Origin of the sequence: Sulfitobacter geojensis (assembly GCF_000622325.1) — a bacterium.
In the GTDB taxonomy this organism is placed as follows: domain Bacteria; phylum Pseudomonadota; class Alphaproteobacteria; order Rhodobacterales; family Rhodobacteraceae; genus Sulfitobacter; species Sulfitobacter geojensis.
This window is the reverse complement of record NZ_JASE01000005.1, coordinates 3,098,562-3,116,685: the sequence shown is the minus strand read 5'-3', so window position 1 is coordinate 3,116,685 and position 18,124 is coordinate 3,098,562. Positions and strand designations below refer to the sequence as shown.

Here is an 18,124-nt window from a genome sequence, read left to right as displayed (position 1 = left end):
TGTGACGCGCCACGGGTCAAACGCTCCGAAGGCTATACTGAAGGATAGGGTGTGTTCCATTTGCGCAGGTAACCTGTCCTGTGGCGTGCGCGACGGCGGGGGAGGGGACGAGGTAGGGTTGGTGGAAATCAACGAAAGACCGCCCCATGCCCTTGTCTGACACAACCAAAACACTCGCCACCAATCTGGTCGCCTATGGCGCATCGGAAGTGGCGGCCAAGGCTTCGCGCCTTTTGGTCGTGATTGCAGTGGCCCGCACCCTCGATCTGACCGAAATCGGGATTGCAGCATCGGCAATGGCGGCGGGCGACATCCTTAAGGCGTTGACGGAAAATGGTGTGGGCCAGCGGATTATCGCGGCCAGCGATGACGCGCTTGAAGCGACCTGCACTGCAGCGCGGCGCATTTTCTGGGTTTGGTGTTTTGGATTGTTCGCGCTTCAGGCATTGATTGCCGGTGCTTTGTATCTGTCAGGCGGCAGTGCGCTGCTTGCCGGTCTGATCGTGCTGATGGGGCTTGAGTATCTGTTCATGCCTGCCGGTCTGGTTCAGGTCGCGCTGGCAATGCGCGCCGGAAAGCTGCGCCAGACAGCTGCGATTGGCGGCGTGCAAGTGGTAGGCGCGAACCTGCTTTCGATCCTGCTGGTGCTTGTCTACCCGTCCGCCATCGCGCTGATCCTGCCGCGTGTTCTGTCGGCCCCGATCTGGCTGTTTGCCGTGCGTGCCTTGCATCCGTGGTCCGCAAAGGCGGGCATCACCGCTGCCCCCTTGCGGCCCTTCATCGACTATGGCTGGGCTGTCCTTGGCATCGAAGTTGTCAAAGTGCTGCGGTTGCAGGGCGACAAAATCGTGGTCGGAATGACAATGGGACCCCAAGCGCTTGGTCTTTACTTTATGGCCTTTAATGCGGGGCTCAGTCTTTCGAATGCGTTCTCCACGGCCTTTTCCACCGTTTTGTTCCCCCATCTCAGCCAATCCCGTGATCCGGCGGGTGCCATGCGCCAAAGCGTTCGCGTCGGGCTGGCCCTGATTGCCCCTGTGGTGATCCTGCAATCAGCTTTGGCACCTTTGTATGTGCCGCTGCTGTTGGGAGAGGGCTGGGAAGAAGTAGCACCGCTTGTCTCTATCCTGTGCCTTGTCGCGATCCCGACAACACTTTGGGCCACTGCGGCCGGTTGGCTGCGCGTGCAGGGGAAACCACAGGTCGAACTCTGGATGACCTGTGCGCTTGCTCTGGCCGTTCTCGCCAGCACCCTTTTGCTGGCCCCCTTCGGGCTGTTCGCAATGGCCACCGGATACCTTGTCGTCACAGGCGGGCTGATGGTGCTTGGCGCTCTTGCAACCCTCCATATCGATCTCTTTCCCTCCTACCAACAGGTGCAGTCATGACGGACTTCTCAATCATCGTTCCTTGCTACAACGCGGTCGAAACCCTCCAGGCGACGCTGAATAGCATTCAGGCCCAGACCTACGATGATTGGGAAGTCATCTGTGTGGATGACGGATCCACTGATGCGACAGTTGCGCTGCTGGAGCAGATCAGTGCCCGCGATCCGCGCATTCAGGTCTACCAAAACGTTGGCAAAGGCCCGAGCTGTGCGCGCGATTTCGGTGCAATGTTTTTTGCCAGCCGCGAAGTGATCGCGTTTTGTGATGCCGATGACATCTGGTGGCCGGACAAGCTGAGCCAACTTGCAGCATGTTTCGCCGACCCCAAAGTTGATGCCGCGTTCGGCAAGGTTGCGTTTTTTCAGGATGACCCGACCAGTGCGACCAGTTTTTCGGCCGTGCCTTCCGCGCCGCTGAGCATTCCGATGTTGTTGGGTGAAAACCCGGTTTGCACAATGTCCAACATTGCCGTGCGTCGTGCTGCGTTCATGCGCACCGGCGGGTTTGATGAAACACTCGTACATAACGAAGACCTTGAATGGCTGATCCGTCTGGTCGGCACGGGCGCGCATGTGGTCGGGATCGACAAATGCCAAACATGGTACCGCACCAGCCCCTACGGTTTGTCTGCCGATCTGCGCGCCATGCAAAAGGGCAGAGAGGGTGCGATCCGTACCGCTGCACATTATGGGCACCTGCCCAGCCGGCAGTCCGACGCGATTTTCCTGCGCTATCTCAGCCGGCGCGCTTTGCGTCTGGGGCAGGGGCGTTTGATGCCGCTCGCTTTTGCGCTCCAAGGTGTCCTGCGCAGCCCCGCCGGTTTTTTCAATGCACCAAAGCGCGGCATTGGCACGCTTTTGGGTGCGCTGGTGGCACCGGTTCTTCCTGCGCGCCTTTCGCAATTCGTCTTCTCCCGCTGATCTATCAATATAAGGAGGCTCCCATGCCCCTCGCTTCCATCATCGTACCTGCCTTCAACGTGGCGAAAACCCTGCCTGCAACGCTGGACGCGCTGCTTGCCCAGACATTTGCGGATGTCGAGATTATTGTGGTCAATGACGGCTCCACCGATGCAACGGCCGCTGTATTGCGTGACTATGAAGGGAGTGCCAATCTCAACGTCATTACCCAGCGCAATCGCGGTCTGGCAGGTGCGCGCAACACCGGTATTGCCGCAGCGCGTGGTGAATTTATCGGATTTTGCGATGCGGATGATCTGTGGCTTCCCGAGAAACTGGAACGCCATGTGGCACATTTACAGGCGACCCCCGAAGTCGGCGTCAGCTTTTCGGGCTCGGCGTTGATCGATGACGACGGTGCGGCGCTGGGGATGGCGCAAACGCCGTGCCTCAAGAACATCACGGCGGCGCATATTTTCAAACGTAACCCGATTGGCAATGGTTCGGCCCCCGTCATCCGCAAAGCTGTTTTTGACGCCATCGCCCATCGCCCCGCGGCAGAAACGACCCGCGACTGGTACTTTGACGAAACCTTTCGCCAATCCGAAGACATCGAGTGCTGGCTGCGTATTGCCCTGACAACGCAATGGCAGTTCGAAGGCATCGAAGGCAACCTTACCCTGTACCGTGTGAATGCGGGCGGGTTGTCAGCAGCAACTGATTTGCAGCTTGCTGCATGGGAGCGCATGGTTGCGAAGCTTTCGATGATTGCGCCGGAGTTTTTTGCCAAGACCGGCAAGGCGGCACGTGCCTATCAACTGCGCTATCTCGCCCGTCGCGCGATCAGTGACAAAGATACCGGCCGCGCTATGGACCTGTTGACGCAGTCGTTGGCCCAATCATGGAGACCCTTGTGGGAAGAGCCCCGCAAATCAGCTGTCACAATTGCCGCTGCGCTGGTGCTGCGGTTCGCCGGGCCTTTGGCACTGGATGTACTGATGGCACGCAGGGGAGCAAAGGCATGAAACAGCTTCCAAAAATTTTGCACCTTGTGGACGACACCACCGCCGGCGGCGTGATGCGTGTTCTCGATTTTCTGCGCACTGACCGCGAAATGGCGCAAACGGCCGATCACGAAGTCCGACCCGTCAAGCGTGGTAAAATCATCGGTCGTCTGGGACCTGCGGATGTTATCGTTTCGCATCTGGCCGTGTCCTGGCGCAGTTTGCCCGCGCTTACCGCCCTGCGTGCCACCCATCCCCGCACGCCTTTGGTTCATGTTGAACACAGCTATACCAAAGGGTTCGTGACCCACAATGTCACCAACCCGCTGCGGTTCAAAAGCTTGCTCAAACTGGCCTATGCGCTGTTCGACCGGATCGTTTGTGTTAGCAACGGGCAGGCGGACTGGATGGTGTCCAGCCGTCTGGTCCATACCGACAAGTTGACGACAATCCAGTCCTGCGTGGATTTGTCAGCCTTTCGCGCCTTGCCGGCGCCGGCCGGTCCCGCCCGTGTCTTTGCCGCAATCGGGCGTCTGGATGATCAGAAAGGGTTCGACACGTTGATCAAAGCCTTTCGCAGATGTGCCGATCCCGACATCGAATTGCATATCATCGGTGAAGGCGGGCAGGAAACCGCGCTAAGGAAACTTGCAGGCCCGGACAGTCGGATCGTATTTCGCGGTTTCCAATCCGATCCCGTGACCGCGCTGGCCGGTGTCGACGTTGTTCTGATGCCCTCGCGCTGGGAGGCTTATGGTCTGGTCGCGGTTGAGGCGCTCGCCGCCGGCCGTCGGCTGCTGTGCCATAACATCGACGGCTTAAGCGATCATGCCCGCCACGGTGGCGTGATGATGGATGCCACTAACCTTGAGGAATTGGCGGAATTGATCAGCCGTGAAGTGAAGCGGGGCAACGCCGGGAGAGAAGGCTCTGTTGTTCGGACCACCCGACAGCTGGAAAACCAGTTTCGCGACTGCTGGCAATTCATGCTGCGCGGTGTCGGCGTTTAGAGGATCGGGAGGGCCGAGATCTGGCTGCGCCAACGTCCGGCCCGCATCGCCGCTGCGCTGATTGATCGTTCTCCGTAGAGCGTATCAAACGTGGCCAGTAAATTTAGATCGATTCTTTTGATGCTATAAACCGTATCGGTTTGCCCAGAATGTGACGGGGCACGCCGTGGCTGCGCCTGTTCGGGCTCTTACTCGGATGCAGCGCGGGACATTGAAACAGCCCAGCTGAAGATCCGGCGGCGATTTCGCCGCGGTTTTGGATAAGACCGTTGTGCGGACACAGGAACTGATCGCGGGGGACATGCAGACGCGAGCCAACACATCAGGTCGGTGTACAAAACGGTCCTCACGGGTTTCTTTGCGCCCACACCAGCAACTTGACAATCAAGAACCCAGTTGCTTTTGAGACGGCACAGGTTCTGGCGTATGGGCCCTCGATCAGGTTTCCAACTTTCGAGAAGGCAAAGAATGAACGACATTTCAGCAAAGCATGTGATTGCGGCCCTGCCGTTTCCTACGGTTTTCATCACGGCAAACCAAAAGGTTGCTTTTGCCAATCGGCCCGCCATTGAATTGTTGGGTGAACAGGTTTTGAACCAGAACTTTGTTTTTGCCCTGCGCCAGCCCGGTCTGATCGCCGCCATCGAAGACACGGCCGCATCGCTGGAGAAACGGGTCGGGAAATTTACCACGACTGTGGGGCAGAGTGATGTGCGCTATGATGTGCATATCGCGCCTGCGGATGGTGGTTTGGTGCTGACGTTCGTAGATACCTCCGAGGCGAAAGACCTTGCATCGTTCCGGCGTGATTTTGTTGCAAACGTCAGCCACGAGCTGCGCACGCCCTTGGCCTCTGTGGTTGGGTTTATCGAGACACTGCGCGGTGCTGCGCGACATGACGAGAAGGCGCGCGACAGGTTTCTCGACATTATGGAACGTGAATCGCAGCGCATGTCGAACCTTGTGGATGATCTGTTGTCACTCAGCCGTGTCGAGGAAAGCGAACGTAAACGCCCCACCACGAAAGTTGATATTGCCGAGATCGCAGCGCGTGCGCTTGCCGACCTTGGCCCCCTGATTGACGCAGCTGAGGCGACTGTCACTTTGGAGGACCACGGAAAGAGCACGATGGTTCTGGCGGACGAAAGCCAGTTGCGTCAGGTGATCGGCAATCTGGTTGAGAATGCGTTGCGCTACGGGGCCAAGCGCGGGAACATAACGGTGGGCGTCTACGGGCCGGCCTATGAAACACGCCTGCGTCAGAACGGGCTGCGTCTTTCGGTGCGCGATGACGGTGAAGGCATCGCACCGCATCATCTGCCGCGCCTTGCCGAGCGATTCTATCGGGTCGATTCTCATCGTTCGCGCGAGGTGGGGGGCACCGGATTGGGCCTTGCCATCGTCAAACACATCATTCACCGCCATCGCGGGCACCTTTTGATCGAAAGTGTTCAGGGTGAAGGCAGCACTTTTACAGTTATTTTGCCTGTTTTTGAACAAAATCCTCCACTGTCATAAAACTCTTACAAAACTGTCACAAAAGCTTGGTCAAGCGTGCCCAAAAGACCCCTAGAGGCCGCGTGATGTGCACGGGGTCGATGACTGGCAGACAGGAGCTTTTTGATGTCCTTCATGAAAACGACCGCCACCACTGTGGCGCTGACTTTGGTTTCGACAGCGGTATTCGCCCGTGACAACGTGCAAGTGGCAGGATCTTCTACCGTTCTTCCCTATGCGGCGATTGTTGCCGAAGCTTTCGGCGAGAACTTTGAATTCCCGACGCCAGTTGTTGAATCCGGCGGCTCTTCCGCTGGTCTCAAGCGGTTCTGCGAAGGTGTTGGCGAAAACACAATCGATATTGCCAACGCATCGCGCAAAATCAAAAGCAAAGAAGTTGCAGCCTGCGCCGAAGCAGGTGTGACCAACATCATCGAAGTACGTATCGGTTATGACGGCATCGTTTTTGCCTCTGACATCAACGGCAACAGCTTTGAGTTCACGCCGGAAGACTGGTACAAAGCGCTGGCCGCAGAGATGCCAAAAGACGGCGCAATGGTTGCCAACACGACCACAAGCTGGTCCGCAGTAAACCCGGCATTCCCAGACCAGCCTATTCAGGCGTTCATTCCGGGCACCAAGCACGGGACACGCGAAGTTTTCGAAGAAAAAGTGATCCTCGCGGGTTGTGAAGCATCCGGCGCAATGGCGCAGATCATGGAAATCAACGGCGGTGACGAAGACGCAGCCGAAGGCACCTGCATGGCGATCCGCACCGACGGCCGTTCCGTTGATATTGATGGCGATTACACCGAAACACTGGCCCGTATCCAAGCTGACGACAATGGCATCGGCGTTTTCGGCCTGGCGTTCTACGAAAACAACACTGACAAGTTGCAGGTCGCAACCATGTCCGGCGTTGAGCCAACGACCGAAAGCATTGCTTCCGGTGATTACCCTGTATCGCGCCCGCTGTATTTCTACATCAAGGCCGATCACATCGGTGTTGTCCCAGGCGTAAAAGAATTTGCTGAATTCTTCGTCTCTGACGACATGGCAGGCCCTGACGGTCCTTTGGCCGAATACGGTCTGGTTTCCGACCCGGCACTGGCGGACGTGCAGAACGCCGTCATGAACGAAGAGTTCATGGGCAACTAATCCAGCCCTTCCAACATCAGGCGAGGGGCCGGTCATGGCCCTTCGCTTCTTTCTCAAAACAGAGGCCAATCAGCGATGTCGCTTTCACTGTCCGTGCTGCTTGCAATCGCGCTAAGTGCCACTGCATATTTTATGGCTCCACGTCACGCCCTGAGGTTTGTTGCAGGGGACCGGCGCAAGCTCGCTTCTCTGCCCAAACAATACGGGTTAAGTGCGGGCCTTTCGGTTTTCCTGCCCGCCATATTGATCGCATTGATTGGCGGATTGGGCGGTCTGGCTCCTGCCTTCTTGCCCTACATTGTAATAGCGGTCGCCGCTGTGGCGCTGGTCCTGTCGATCTGGCAAAGCCGCCCCGAATTTATAGCCCGCAACCGTGCTGAGAGCATCATCACGCTGGTGCTAATCGCCGCCTCCGGTGTTGCGATCCTCACGACTGTTGGCATCGTCCTGTCGATGCTGTTTGAAACCGCAAACTTTTTTCAGGACTACGACTGGAAGGACTTTTTCTTCTCAACCGAGTGGTCCCCGAACTTTCGCGGTGACAGCGACTTGGGCATCCTGCCGCTGTTGTGGGGGACGCTTTATATCAGTCTGATCGCGCTGGCCTTTGCCGTGCCAATCGGATTGTTCGCAGCGATCTACCTTTCTGAATATGCCGGCCCGCGCCTGCGCTCTATCGCCAAACCGGCCATCGAGGTCCTCGCGGGGATCCCGACAATCGTCTACGGTCTGTTCGCGCTGGTCACTGTCGGGCCTTTCTTGCGCGACTATTTCGCCGTGCCTATGGGCTTTGGTCAAAGCGCATCTTCGGTGTTGACCGCGGGGTTGGTCATGGGGGTCATGTTGATCCCTTTCGTCAGCTCGCTGTCGGACGACATTTTTAACGCTGTGCCGCAATCCATGCGCGACGGATCGTTGGGTCTGGGGGCGACAAAATCCGAAACCATCCGTCAGGTGGTGGTGCCCGCCGCACTTCCAGGGATTGTCGGCGCGGTGTTGCTGGCTGCCTCCCGTGCGATTGGTGAAACTATGATCGTCGTGCTGGGGGCAGGGGCCGCCGCCCGTCTGTCGCTCAACCCGTTTGAGGCAATGACCACGGTTACCGTGAAAATTGTCAGCCAACTTACCGGCGATACCGATTTCGCCTCGCCTGAAACCCTTGTCGCCTTTGCCCTTGGTCTGACGCTGTTTGTCATCACTTTGGGGCTGAATGTCTTTGCGCTTTATATCGTGCGCAAATATCGGGAGCAGTACGAATGAGCCATGCAAGCACATCCCTGTTGACGGTCGATGCCCGCACCCGCAAACGAAATGCCGCCGAGGCCCGCTTTAAGGCCTATGGCATTGGCGCGATTATTGTGGCCATGCTGGCGCTGGCCATCTTGCTGACCTCGGTTCTGGGCAGCGGCCTCAGCGCCTTTCGCCAGACCTATCTAACGATCAACGTGCAATTGCCGGAGGCCAAGCTGGACAAATCCGGCGTGCGCGACCTTGCGGTCATGCGCAAGGTGACGACAATCGGCTATGCCTCCGTGCTGCGCGACAGCCTGCTGGAAACCATGGCGGATGCGGGCATTACCACCGAGATGTCCAAGAAAGATGTCGCCAAGCTGATCTCGAAAGAAGCCCCTGCAACGGTGCGCAACTTTGTCCTTGCGAACCCCGATGTGGTTGGCACCAGCATGTCGTTCGACTTGCTGGCCGAAGGACGCATCGACGGGTTCTTCAAAGGCCGCGTCACAATGGAAAGCGCCGCCCTTGACGGTAATACCTCACCCGAAGCGCTGAAGTTGGCAGAGGATTTGAAAGAAGCAGGGCTGCTTGAAACCCGCCTGAACTGGGATTTCCTGTTTGCACCCGATGCGTCTGACCAGCGTCCCGAAGCCGCAGGGCTGGGCGTTGCCATCCTTGGCTCGCTCTACATGATGGTGGTGGTGCTGGTGCTGGCCTTGCCTATTGGCGTCGCATCCTCGATCTACCTTGAGGAATTTGCCCCGAAAAACCGCTGGACCGACTTGATCGAAGTGAACATTTCGAACCTCGCGGCGGTGCCGTCGATTGTCTACGGTATCCTTGGACTGGCGATTTTCATCAACTTTATGGAGCTGAACCAATCCTCGCCTCTCGTCGGCGGTCTGGTTTTGACGCTGATGACCTTGCCGACGATCATCATCTCGACGCGTGCTTCGCTTAAATCCGTGCCGCCGTCGATCCGTGATGCGGCGCTGGGTGTCGGGGCGTCGAAAATGCAATCGGTGTTCCACCATGTTCTGCCGCTTGCAGCCCCCGGTATTCTGACCGGTACAATCATCGGCCTTGCCCAAGCGTTGGGGGAAACCGCGCCGCTTCTACTAATCGGCATGGTTGCTTTTGTGCGGGAATACCCTGCCGCCTATTCACCTGATGCCGGCCTGTTTGGCGAAGCATCAACCGCGCTGCCGGTCCAGATCTACAACTGGACACAGCGCGCCGACCCCGGATTTGTAGAACGCGCGTCAGGGGCTATTATCACATTGCTGGTGTTCCTGCTGGCAATGAACATCATTGCGATCATTCTGCGCCGTAAATTCGAACGCCGCTGGTAGGGAGACCGGACATGTTAGATTCAAACCATATGGACGTTAAAATGCAGACCGAAACCACAACCAAGATCAGCGCCAAAGATGTGCAGGTCCACTATGGCGACACACATGCGATCAAGGATGTGAATGTCGAAATCGAGGATAAGGCGGTCACCGCGTTCATCGGCCCGTCAGGCTGTGGCAAATCCACATTTCTGCGCTGCATCAACCGGATGAACGACACCATCGACATTTGCCGCGTTTCCGGGGACATCCTCATTGACGGCGAGGACATCTATGACCGGCGCGTCGATCCGGTGCAACTGCGCGCCAAGGTCGGCATGGTTTTCCAAAAGCCGAACCCGTTTCCCAAATCCATCTATGACAACGTGGCCTATGGGCCTCGCATTCACGGGCTGTCCAACAGCAAAGCTGAAATGGACGAGATTGTCGAACGTGCCCTGCGGCGCGGTGCCATCTGGGACGAGGTCAAAGACCGCCTGGATGCGCCGGGTACCGGTCTGTCGGGCGGGCAACAGCAGCGGCTTTGTATTGCCCGCGCAGTCGCTACCGAACCGCAGGTTTTGTTGATGGACGAACCGTGTTCGGCGCTTGACCCGATTGCGACCGCACAGGTCGAAGAACTTATTCACGACCTGAGCAAGAACTATTGCGTCGTCATCGTCACCCACTCGATGCAGCAGGCGGCGCGTGTGAGCCAGAAGACAGCGTTCTTCCATCTGGGGAACCTTGTCGAATTCGGCGATACGGACAAGATTTTCACCAACCCAGAAGATCCTCGGACGGAAAGCTATATTTCCGGTCGGATCGGGTAAGGAGCAGGCGTCATGAACGAACATATTTTATCAGCCTATGACCGCGATCTCGAAGGTCTTGTAACCTTGATCATGAAGATGGGAGGGCTGGTTGAACAGGCAATCCTTGATGCGGCCAAATCGCTGGAAACCCAGGACATTGAACTGGCCGAAACTGTGCGCAGGAGAGACAAGGCGATCGACGCGCTTGAACTTGAGGTCAACGATGTGGCGGCGACAGTGATTGCGCTGCGTGCGCCTGTGTCCAAGGATTTGCGTATCATTCTGACTGTGCTGCGCCTTGCCGCAAGCCTTGAGCGGATTGGCGATTATGCCAAGAATATCGCAAAACGGACCTCGACGCTGATCGACATGCCTAATTCCGCCAGTTCGAATTCGTCACTGCGCCGGATGTCGCGCGAAGTGCAATCCATGCTCAAGGATGTGTTGGATGCCTTTGTCCGCAGGGATGCCGAAATCGCCGAAGACGTGCGCCAGCGCGATCAGGAAGTGGATCAGATGTATAACGCGCTGTTCCGCGAATTCCTGACCTTTATGATGGAAGACCCCCGCCAGATCACAGGCTGCATGCATCTGCACTTCATGGCCAAGAACATTGAACGGATGGGCGATTTGACGACCAATATGGCCGAGCAGGTGATCTATCTTGTGACGGGTGAAATGCCCGAAGAGGACCGGCCAAAGTCCGACAGCACGTCCTATCTCAGCACGTTGGAGTAAGGGGCACAGGCGATGCAACCACATGTATTGATTGTTGAGGACGAACCGGCGCAGCGCGAAGTCTTGCGCTACAACATCGAAGCCGAAGGCTGTCGGGTGACGCAAGCCGGCGACGGCGAAGAGGGGCTGATTTGCGTCAAGGAAGACCTGCCGGACGTTATTGTACTGGACTGGATGATGCCCCGCTTGTCGGGCATCGAGGTCTGTCGCCGTCTCAAGGCAAGCCCTGCCACACGCGGCATTCCTGTCATCATGTTGTCAGCGAAATCAGAAGACATCGACAAAGTGCGCGGCCTTGAAACCGGTGCTGATGATTATGTGATCAAACCCTATTCCGTCGCCGAATTGATGGCCCGCATCCGGGGTCAGCTGCGCCGTGTCAGACCGACGACCGTTGGCGAAACCATGATGTTTGAAGACATCATTCTGGATTCCGAAACCCACCGCGTGACCCGCGCGGGCGATGACGTCAAACTGGGACCAACCGAATTTCGACTGCTCAGCACTTTGATCGAAAAACCCGGCCGCGTCTGGACACGTGAACAACTGCTTGACCGTGTTTGGGGGCTAGAGAACTACGTGGATACACGCACGGTCGACGTTCATGTGGGCCGGCTGCGTAAAGCACTAAGCGGGGTCAAGGGCAGCGATCCGATCCGTACGGTACGCGGTGCCGGCTACGCCTTAGGTTAAAAAAACAAGCCGCGGCTGTTTCTGCCGCGGCTTGTCGGTTTTGCACTTTCGCCTTTTATGATCCGAGCACGGTTTTAACCGCGCGCGCAGTGGCGGCGACAATGGTATCCACCTCGTCACGGCTTAGGCAGAATGGCGGGGCGAAGCCCAGCATGTCCGCTTGCGGCATGGCCCGTGCGATAACCTTGTCTTGGGCCAGCATGGTTGCGGAAACCTGTGCCCCGATCTTGTCTGCCGGATCAAAGAACGTGCGGCTGTCCTTGTCTTTCACGAACTCCACCGCACACAGCATACCCTCGCCGCGCACATCCCCGACATGCGGGTGATCCGCCAGCGCCTCTTTCATGCTGCTGTTCAGGTAGGCCCCGACGCTACCGGCATTTGCCACCAGATCCAGATCATCAATCAGTTTCAGGTTCGCAACCCCCGCCGCCGCGCCGATTGGGTGGGCGGAATAAGTCCAGCCGTGGCCGATGGGGCCGTTCTCATCCGTGCCCTGTTCCAGCACTTTCCACATGCGCTCGCCGATGATGGACCCCGACAGGGGCGCATAGGCAGATGTCAGACCCTTGGCGATAGTGATAATATCCGCCTCCAGCCCGTACTTATCCGACCCGAACATGGTGCCCAGACGGCCGAAACCGGTGACCACTTCGTCAACGATCAACAGGATGTCGTGCTTTTTCAGCACGGCCTGAATGGCGGGCCAGTAGCCCTGTGGCGGTGGCACAATGCCCCCTGTACCAAGCACCGGTTCGCCGATGAAACCGGCGATGGTATCGGCCCCTTCGCGCGCGATCAGTTCTTCCAGATCGGCGACACAGGCGGCGGTGAACTGTTCTTCGGTTTGGGACAGATCATCGCGGCGGAAGAAATCCGGTGCCATCGTGTGTTTGACCTGTTCAATCGGCAGATCGAACTTTTTGTGAAACAACTCCAGCCCCGTCAGTGACCCCGTCACGATGCCCGACCCGTGATATCCGCGCCAGCGCGAGATGATTTTCTTCTTTTCGGGACGGCCAAGGATGTTGTTGTAATACCAGACCAATTTGATGTTGGTCTCATTCGCATCAGACCCGCCAAGGCCAAAATATACCTTGGACATATTGGCGGGCGCGCGATCCAAAATCATCTTGGACAGGGTGATCGACGCCTCTGTGCCGTGTCCGACATAGGAATGGTAATAGGCCAGTTCCTGCGCTTGGGCCGCAATCGCATCCGTGATTTCGCGCCGCCCGTAGCCGGCGTTCACGCAGTACAGTCCGGCAAAGGCGTCCAGCAACTTGTTGCCGTCACGGTCTTCGATGTGAACACCGCTGGCGGTTTTGATCACGCGCGACGGGCTTTCGCCGCGCGCATGCTGTGCCAGATGGGTTGAGGGGTGGAAAAAGTTCTCGCGGTCCCATTGGTCAAGCTGGTCGTTCTTTAGCATATCTACTCCTTCGGCCCTTGGGGCGCTTTTCCTCAGTCGACGCGGCGGCCGACCACTGCCATGCAATCGCCCGATTTGATCAACCCCGGAAAATGGCGGCTGATGATCAGGCCGGATGTTTTGGCTTTGTATTCAAGTGGCGGCACACCTGTGCGGTCCACCGGCCAAACGCGGGCGATCACGTCCCCTTCGGTCACGTCTTCGCCCAGATCAAGCATCGGCTCGAACAGCCCCTCATGCTCTGCAAACACAAAGCAATCCCCATCGGGCATGTCAATGTTCACAGTCGGATCAATTTGCATCTCGCCCTGCAATATCCCCGCATGGATCAACACATTGCGCAGACCCTTTTTGGCAATCGCGATGGATTTCGCGCTGGCGGACCCGCCGCCGCCCAGTTCCGTAGAAACAAAGGTTTTGCCCATGTCCTCAACCGCCGTGTCATACATGCCGACATTGTCAATCTCGAGCAGCATCACGGAATAGGGCGCGTTAAAGGCCTGCATCGCATCATAGCAAGCGGCCTGCTGCAGTGTGTTGTCCATCACGTGGGCCGCGGCGAAAGGGATGAAATCCAAGGTTTTGCCACCGGAATGAAAATCCAGAACGATGTCAGTTTGCGGCAGCAGAACGTTCTGAAAGTAATCGGCAATCTTCTGGGTGACCGTGCCATCCGCAGCCCCCGGAAAGGACCGGTTCAGATTGCCCTTGTCGATGGGCGAGGTGCGCGTACCCGCGCGAAAAGCGGGATAGTTGAACGCCGGCACGATGATCACACGGCCCGTGATATCGGCGGGCTGCAAGGTGACCGTCAGTTCCTGCAAGGCCACCGGTCCCTCGTATTCATCGCCGTGGTTTGCGCCGGTCAGCAAAGCCGTTGGGCCTTCGCCATTCCTGACCACGGTGATCGGGATCATGATCGACCCCCATGCACTGTCGTCGCGACTGTAGGGCAGGCGCAGAAATCCGTGGTGCACCCCGTCGCGGTCCAGCGGGATTGTCGGTTCAATCGGTGAAGGCTTCATCGCTTAATCCTTCACCACCATCTTGCGCGGCACATCTGCCAGACATTCCGGCCCGTCCGTTCCGATGCGGATGCTTTCGGTGATCTCGAATCCCCAATCCTCCATCCAGAGGCCGGTCATGAAATGGAAGGTCATGTTCTCTTGCAGCACCGTTTTGTCACCGGGGCGCAGTGACATCGTGCGCTCGCCCCAGTCTGGCGGATAGCTGACGCCGATGGGATAACCGGTGCGGTTGTCTTTGGTGATGCCGTATTTCTTCAGCACCTTGAAAAACGCCAGCGCCACATCTTCGCAGGTATTGCCGGCACGGGCCTTCTCGAGACCCGCGTCCATACCTTCAAGTACGGCTTTTTCAGCGTCGATAAACGTCTGGGTCGGCTTGCCCAGAAACACGGTGCGCGACAGAGGGCAATGATAGCGCTTCACCACGCCTGCGATTTCGAAAAACGTACCCTCGCCGGATTTCATCGGCTGGTCGTCCCACGTCAGATGCGGGGCAGAGGCGTCAGCCCCCGACGGCAGCAATGGCACGAGCGCCGGGTAATCCCCGCCTGCGCCGATGGCGGGGTCATAGCGCAGCGCCGCGTCATAGATGTCTGCCACCAGATCGCATTTGCGCATGCCCACTTCGACCTTTTCGACGATGCGCTCATGCATGCGTCCGACAATCTTGCCCGCTTGGCGCATCAGGGTCAGTTCTGCATCTGATTTGACCGCGCGTTGCCAGTTGACCAAAGCGGTGGCGTCTTGAAATGTTGCGTTCGGCAAGTGGGTTTGCAGCGCCCCGTAAGCGGCAGCAGAGAACCAGTAATTGTCCATCTCCACCCCGATGACGCCCTTGTCCAACCTCCGGTCCGAAAGCTGCGCGGACAGGTAATCCATGGGATGCCGCTCGGTCGATTGGACGTAATGGTCGGGATAGCCGATGATATTTTCGGGCTGCATGAAACAAGTGCGCAAGGCACCGTTGGCATCCTGCCCGCGTCCGAACCAAATGGGTTCGCCCTCCAACGGTAGGATCACACATTGATGCACATAAAACGACCAACCGTCATACCCCGTCAGCCAGTTCATGTTTGACGGGTCGGATACGATCAACAGGTCGATGCCGCGCTGTTGCATCTGTTGCCGTGTCTTGGCGATGCGGGCGTCAAATTCAGCGCGCGAAAAGTGGAGTGTGGGCGTTGGCATTGGGCGGCTCCCGATTGACCGGAGGGGGCGGGGCTGGATCGGCACCCGCATGGGTTATCTCAGGCCTATTCCCCCGCGCGATCTAGGGATTTAGCGACATGAAACTTTGCCACGAGCGACACGGCGCGCTGGTCTGCGGTGGCGCTACCGGCCTGTTGCGGCCGATAGCATTCGTTCAAAGCAAGGTCAGAGACACGCCAGCAAGAGTTTCGTGGTATTCTCACGCGTCATTTCCACGGGGTTGCCGCCGGTGCTTGGATCTTTCAACGCGCCGGTGACAATGCGGTCCACATCGGGGTTCTCGACCCCGAGGCCCGCCAGCGTTTTCGGGATGCCAAGCGAGTCATTGAGGTTGTCGACATAATCGCAGAACCCGTCAAACCCGCCCATGATGCCCAGATAGTTCGCCGCCTGATCCATCCGTTCGAGGATCGCGGGTCTGTTGAATTGCAACACAGCAGGCATGCAGACCGCATTGGTCGATCCATGGTGCGTGTGATAGATCGCGCCAATCGGGTGGGACAAGGCGTGGATTGCGCCCAGCCCTTTCTGAAATGCCGTGGCCCCCATGGCGGCGGCGGACATCATATGCGCGCGCGCCTCGATATCGCTACCATCCGCATAAGCGCGCGGCAGGTAGTCCTTGACCAGACGCATCCCCTCCAGCGCCATACCCTGTGACATCGGGTGGTAGTGGGGAGAGCTGAAAGCTTCGACGCAATGCGCAAATGCGTCCAGCCCGGTACCTGCGGTGATGAAGGGTGGCATGCCGACCGTCAATTCGGGATCGCAGATCACGACGGTGGGCAGGAATTTCGGGTGGAAAATGATCTTTTTCTCTTCGGTTTCCGAATTGGTGATGACGCTGGCGCGGCCCACTTCGGATCCGGTGCCGGCGGTGGTTGGCACGGCCACAATCGGTGCGATCGCATCAGCATCCGCGCGGGTCCACCAGTCGCCGATATCCTCGAAATCCCACAAAGGGCGCGTCTGGCCGGCAAGGAATGCGACCAGTTTGCCCAGATCAAGACCGGACCCACCGCCAAAGGCGATCACGCCGTCATGCCCGCCCTCGTTATAGGCTTTCACCCCTGCTTCGGCGTTTTTCTCGTTCGGGTTCGGGTCCACATCGGCAAAGATGGCGCGGCCAAGGCCCGCCGCCTCAAGCAAATCCAGCGTGCGTGTGGTGATCGCCATCGAGGCGAGGCCGCGGTCGGTGATCAACAGCGGTTTCTTGATGCCGGCAGCAGCACAAGCATCGGCGATTTCAGAGATACGACCAGCGCCGAAACGGATGGCGGTGGGGTAGGACCAGTTTGCAGTGATGCTCATGGGATCAGGCCTTCTTGAGGTGGTATGATTTCGGGCGTGTCAGGTTGTGATAGCCGATGACGGACAGGCCGCCACCGCGTCCGGTGTCCTTGCACCCTGTCCAGCACAGGCCGGGATCAAGGTAATCGGCGCGGTTCTGGAACACTGTGCCGGTTTCGATCTGATCCGCGATGGCCTCTGCGCGGGCGGTGTCGCCGGTCCAGACGGATGCGGTGAGGCCAAAGTCGCTGTCGTTCATCAGCTTGATCGCCTCGGCGTCGTCTTTGACCGGCATGATCCCGACAACGGGGCCAAAGCTTTCTTCGCGCATAACGCGCATGTCATGGGTTACACCTGTCAGAATTTGCGGCATGAGATAGGCGCCACCGTCCTGTGGGAAATCGGCCGGATCAACATGCGCGGTTGCCCCTGCTGCGACCGCTTCGGCGGTCTGGGCGCGCACCTCGTCCGCGAAACGCGCCTGCGCCATCGGGCCAAGCGTGGTTTCAGGATCCAATGGATTGCCCAGTTTATAGCCGTTTACAATCGCCACGGCCTTTTCCACGAAGGTGTCAAAGTGTTGTTCCGCAACATAAATCCGTTCGATCCCGCAGCAGCATTGCCCTGCGTTGAACATCGCGCCATCAATCAGCGTATCCACCGCCGCGTCGATGTCCGCATCATCACAAACATACCCGGGGTCTTTGCCGCCGAGCTCAAGCCCGATGCCCGTGAAGGTGCCCGCAGCCGCCTGTTCGATGGATTTGCCGCCGCCCACAGAGCCGGTGAAATTCACAAAGCCAAAGGATTTCGCGGCGATCAGATCAGACGTGGTCTGGTGATCGAGAAAGACGTTTTGGAACACATCCGCTGGCACGCCCGCAGCATGGAACGCCTGTGCCATGCGTTCACCCACCAGTGGCGTTTGCGAGGCGTGTTTCAACATCACCGCATTGCCCGCGATTAGCGCAGGGGCAACGGTGTTGATGGCTGTCATATACGGGTAGTTCCACGGCGCGATCACCAGGACGACACCATGCGGCACGCGTTTGATAACACGGCGAAAGGCGGCGCTGTCCTCGATCTCGATATCGGCCAAGGCATCTTGCGCGATGTCGGCCATATAGCTGGCGCGTTCGTTGAACCCGCCAAATTCGCCGCCATAGCGTATGGGGCGGCCCATCTGGTGCGCGATCTCGGGCACGATTTCATCGTTCATCTCGCCGACCTTCGCAACACCGTCCATGACGCGCGCGATGCGGTCCTTTAGCGGCAGGGCGGCCCAAGCGGCCTGCGCCGATTTGGCGGATGCAACCGCCGCTTTCGCGTCCGACATGCTAAGGGTCTCGCGGGTGGCATACACCGAACCGTCGATAGGGGAAGTACAGGTGATCATGGA

General features: G+C 58.1%; 16 protein-coding genes. 11 read left to right on the top strand and 5 right to left on the bottom strand.

All coding sequences use genetic code 11. The features are described from left to right. Positions 1 to 146: 146 nt before the first annotated feature. From Z947_RS0117135 to phoB, 11 genes are all read left to right on the top strand, one after another. A complete protein-coding gene (locus Z947_RS0117135; RefSeq protein WP_025045507.1) occupies positions 147 to 1,388 on the top strand; it encodes an oligosaccharide flippase family protein in 1,242 nt (413 codons plus the stop codon). After that, on the top strand, positions 1,385 to 2,308 hold the full coding sequence (locus Z947_RS0117130) for a glycosyltransferase family 2 protein (RefSeq protein ID WP_025045506.1): 924 nt from the start codon (positions 1,385 to 1,387) through the stop codon (positions 2,306 to 2,308). The genes Z947_RS0117135 and Z947_RS0117130 overlap by 4 nt, the downstream gene beginning before the upstream one ends. A gap of 23 nt (positions 2,309 to 2,331) precedes the next feature. Further along, a complete protein-coding gene (locus Z947_RS0117125) occupies positions 2,332 to 3,312 on the top strand; it encodes a glycosyltransferase family 2 protein (protein ID WP_025045505.1) in 981 nt (326 codons plus the stop codon). Then, a complete protein-coding gene (locus tag Z947_RS0117120; RefSeq protein WP_025045504.1) occupies positions 3,309 to 4,301 on the top strand; it encodes a glycosyltransferase in 993 nt (330 codons plus the stop codon). The genes Z947_RS0117125 and Z947_RS0117120 overlap by 4 nt, the downstream gene beginning before the upstream one ends. A 468-nt stretch (positions 4,302 to 4,769) precedes the next feature. After that, positions 4,770 to 5,819: an ATP-binding protein gene (locus Z947_RS0117115; RefSeq protein ID WP_025045503.1), complete on the top strand. Its 1,050-nt coding sequence runs from the start codon at positions 4,770 to 4,772 to the stop codon at positions 5,817 to 5,819. A 105-nt stretch (positions 5,820 to 5,924) separates the two neighbouring features. Next, positions 5,925 to 6,956 (top strand): substrate-binding domain-containing protein, encoded by a 1,032-nt coding sequence (locus Z947_RS0117110; protein ID WP_025045502.1) that lies wholly within the window; start codon positions 5,925 to 5,927, stop codon positions 6,954 to 6,956. A 75-nt stretch (positions 6,957 to 7,031) separates the two neighbouring features. Continuing rightward, the gene (gene pstC / locus Z947_RS0117105) at positions 7,032 to 8,216 is read left to right on the top strand and encodes a phosphate ABC transporter permease subunit PstC (RefSeq protein WP_025045501.1); all 1,185 of its coding nucleotides are present in this window, start codon (positions 7,032 to 7,034) and stop codon (positions 8,214 to 8,216) included. After that, positions 8,213 to 9,541 carry a phosphate ABC transporter permease PstA gene (pstA, locus tag Z947_RS0117100; protein WP_025045500.1) on the top strand — a complete coding sequence of 443 codons (1,329 nt, stop codon included), beginning with the start codon at positions 8,213 to 8,215 and terminating at the stop codon, positions 9,539 to 9,541. The genes pstC and pstA overlap by 4 nt, the downstream gene beginning before the upstream one ends. Positions 9,542 to 9,582: 41 nt before the next feature. Then, a complete protein-coding gene (pstB, locus tag Z947_RS0117095) occupies positions 9,583 to 10,353 on the top strand; it encodes a phosphate ABC transporter ATP-binding protein PstB (protein WP_386629667.1) in 771 nt (256 codons plus the stop codon). Positions 10,354 to 10,365: 12 nt separating this feature from the next. Then, on the top strand, positions 10,366 to 11,073 hold the full coding sequence (phoU, locus tag Z947_RS0117090; RefSeq protein WP_025045498.1) for a phosphate signaling complex protein PhoU: 708 nt from the start codon (positions 10,366 to 10,368) through the stop codon (positions 11,071 to 11,073). A 12-nt stretch (positions 11,074 to 11,085) separates the two neighbouring features. Continuing rightward, a complete protein-coding gene (gene phoB / locus Z947_RS0117085; protein WP_025045497.1) occupies positions 11,086 to 11,766 on the top strand; it encodes a phosphate regulon transcriptional regulator PhoB in 681 nt (226 codons plus the stop codon). Between the two features lie 55 nt (positions 11,767 to 11,821). Here the strand turns inward: phoB and Z947_RS0117080 are convergent, their stop codons facing one another. The 5 genes from Z947_RS0117080 to Z947_RS0117060 form a co-directional block, all read right to left on the bottom strand. After that, positions 11,822 to 13,198 (bottom strand): aspartate aminotransferase family protein, encoded by a 1,377-nt coding sequence (locus Z947_RS0117080; RefSeq protein WP_025045496.1) that lies wholly within the window; start codon positions 13,196 to 13,198, stop codon positions 11,822 to 11,824. Between the two features lie 32 nt (positions 13,199 to 13,230). Further along, a complete protein-coding gene (gene doeB, locus Z947_RS0117075) occupies positions 13,231 to 14,223 on the bottom strand; it encodes a N(2)-acetyl-L-2,4-diaminobutanoate deacetylase DoeB (protein WP_025045495.1) in 993 nt (330 codons plus the stop codon). A 3-nt stretch (positions 14,224 to 14,226) separates the two neighbouring features. Continuing rightward, positions 14,227 to 15,414 carry an ectoine hydrolase DoeA gene (doeA, locus tag Z947_RS0117070; RefSeq protein WP_025045494.1) on the bottom strand — a complete coding sequence of 396 codons (1,188 nt, stop codon included), beginning with the start codon at positions 15,412 to 15,414 and terminating at the stop codon, positions 14,227 to 14,229. A gap of 186 nt (positions 15,415 to 15,600) precedes the next feature. Beyond that, positions 15,601 to 16,746, bottom strand: a complete 1,146-nt coding sequence (locus tag Z947_RS0117065; protein ID WP_025045493.1) for an iron-containing alcohol dehydrogenase — start codon at positions 16,744 to 16,746, stop codon at positions 15,601 to 15,603. A 4-nt stretch (positions 16,747 to 16,750) separates the two neighbouring features. Further along, the gene (locus Z947_RS0117060; RefSeq protein WP_025045492.1) at positions 16,751 to 18,121 is read right to left on the bottom strand and encodes an aldehyde dehydrogenase family protein; all 1,371 of its coding nucleotides are present in this window, start codon (positions 18,119 to 18,121) and stop codon (positions 16,751 to 16,753) included. Positions 18,122 to 18,124: the final 3 nt, after the last annotated feature.

What these genes read in the sequence shown, in the direction of transcription:
- Z947_RS0117135 (WP_025045507.1), top strand. Translation starts at nt 147, where the DNA reads ATGCCCTTGTCTGACACAACCAAAACACTCGCCACCAATCTGGTCGCC.
- Z947_RS0117130 (WP_025045506.1), top strand. Translation starts at nt 1,385, where the DNA reads ATGACGGACTTCTCAATCATCGTTCCTTGCTACAACGCGGTCGAAACC.
- Z947_RS0117125 (WP_025045505.1), top strand. Translation starts at nt 2,332, where the DNA reads ATGCCCCTCGCTTCCATCATCGTACCTGCCTTCAACGTGGCGAAAACC.
- Z947_RS0117120 (WP_025045504.1), top strand. Translation starts at nt 3,309, where the DNA reads ATGAAACAGCTTCCAAAAATTTTGCACCTTGTGGACGACACCACCGCC.
- Z947_RS0117115 (WP_025045503.1), top strand. Translation starts at nt 4,770, where the DNA reads ATGAACGACATTTCAGCAAAGCATGTGATTGCGGCCCTGCCGTTTCCT.
- Z947_RS0117110 (WP_025045502.1), top strand. Translation starts at nt 5,925, where the DNA reads ATGTCCTTCATGAAAACGACCGCCACCACTGTGGCGCTGACTTTGGTT.
- pstC (WP_025045501.1), top strand. Translation starts at nt 7,032, where the DNA reads ATGTCGCTTTCACTGTCCGTGCTGCTTGCAATCGCGCTAAGTGCCACT.
- pstA (WP_025045500.1), top strand. Translation starts at nt 8,213, where the DNA reads ATGAGCCATGCAAGCACATCCCTGTTGACGGTCGATGCCCGCACCCGC.
- pstB (WP_386629667.1), top strand. Translation starts at nt 9,583, where the DNA reads ATGCAGACCGAAACCACAACCAAGATCAGCGCCAAAGATGTGCAGGTC.
- phoU (WP_025045498.1), top strand. Translation starts at nt 10,366, where the DNA reads ATGAACGAACATATTTTATCAGCCTATGACCGCGATCTCGAAGGTCTT.
- phoB (WP_025045497.1), top strand. Translation starts at nt 11,086, where the DNA reads ATGCAACCACATGTATTGATTGTTGAGGACGAACCGGCGCAGCGCGAA.
- Z947_RS0117080 (WP_025045496.1), bottom strand. Translation starts at nt 13,198, where the DNA reads ATGCTAAAGAACGACCAGCTTGACCAATGGGACCGCGAGAACTTTTTC.
- doeB (WP_025045495.1), bottom strand. Translation starts at nt 14,223, where the DNA reads ATGAAGCCTTCACCGATTGAACCGACAATCCCGCTGGACCGCGACGGG.
- doeA (WP_025045494.1), bottom strand. Translation starts at nt 15,414, where the DNA reads ATGCCAACGCCCACACTCCACTTTTCGCGCGCTGAATTTGACGCCCGC.
- Z947_RS0117065 (WP_025045493.1), bottom strand. Translation starts at nt 16,746, where the DNA reads ATGAGCATCACTGCAAACTGGTCCTACCCCACCGCCATCCGTTTCGGC.
- Z947_RS0117060 (WP_025045492.1), bottom strand. Translation starts at nt 18,121, where the DNA reads ATGATCACCTGTACTTCCCCTATCGACGGTTCGGTGTATGCCACCCGC.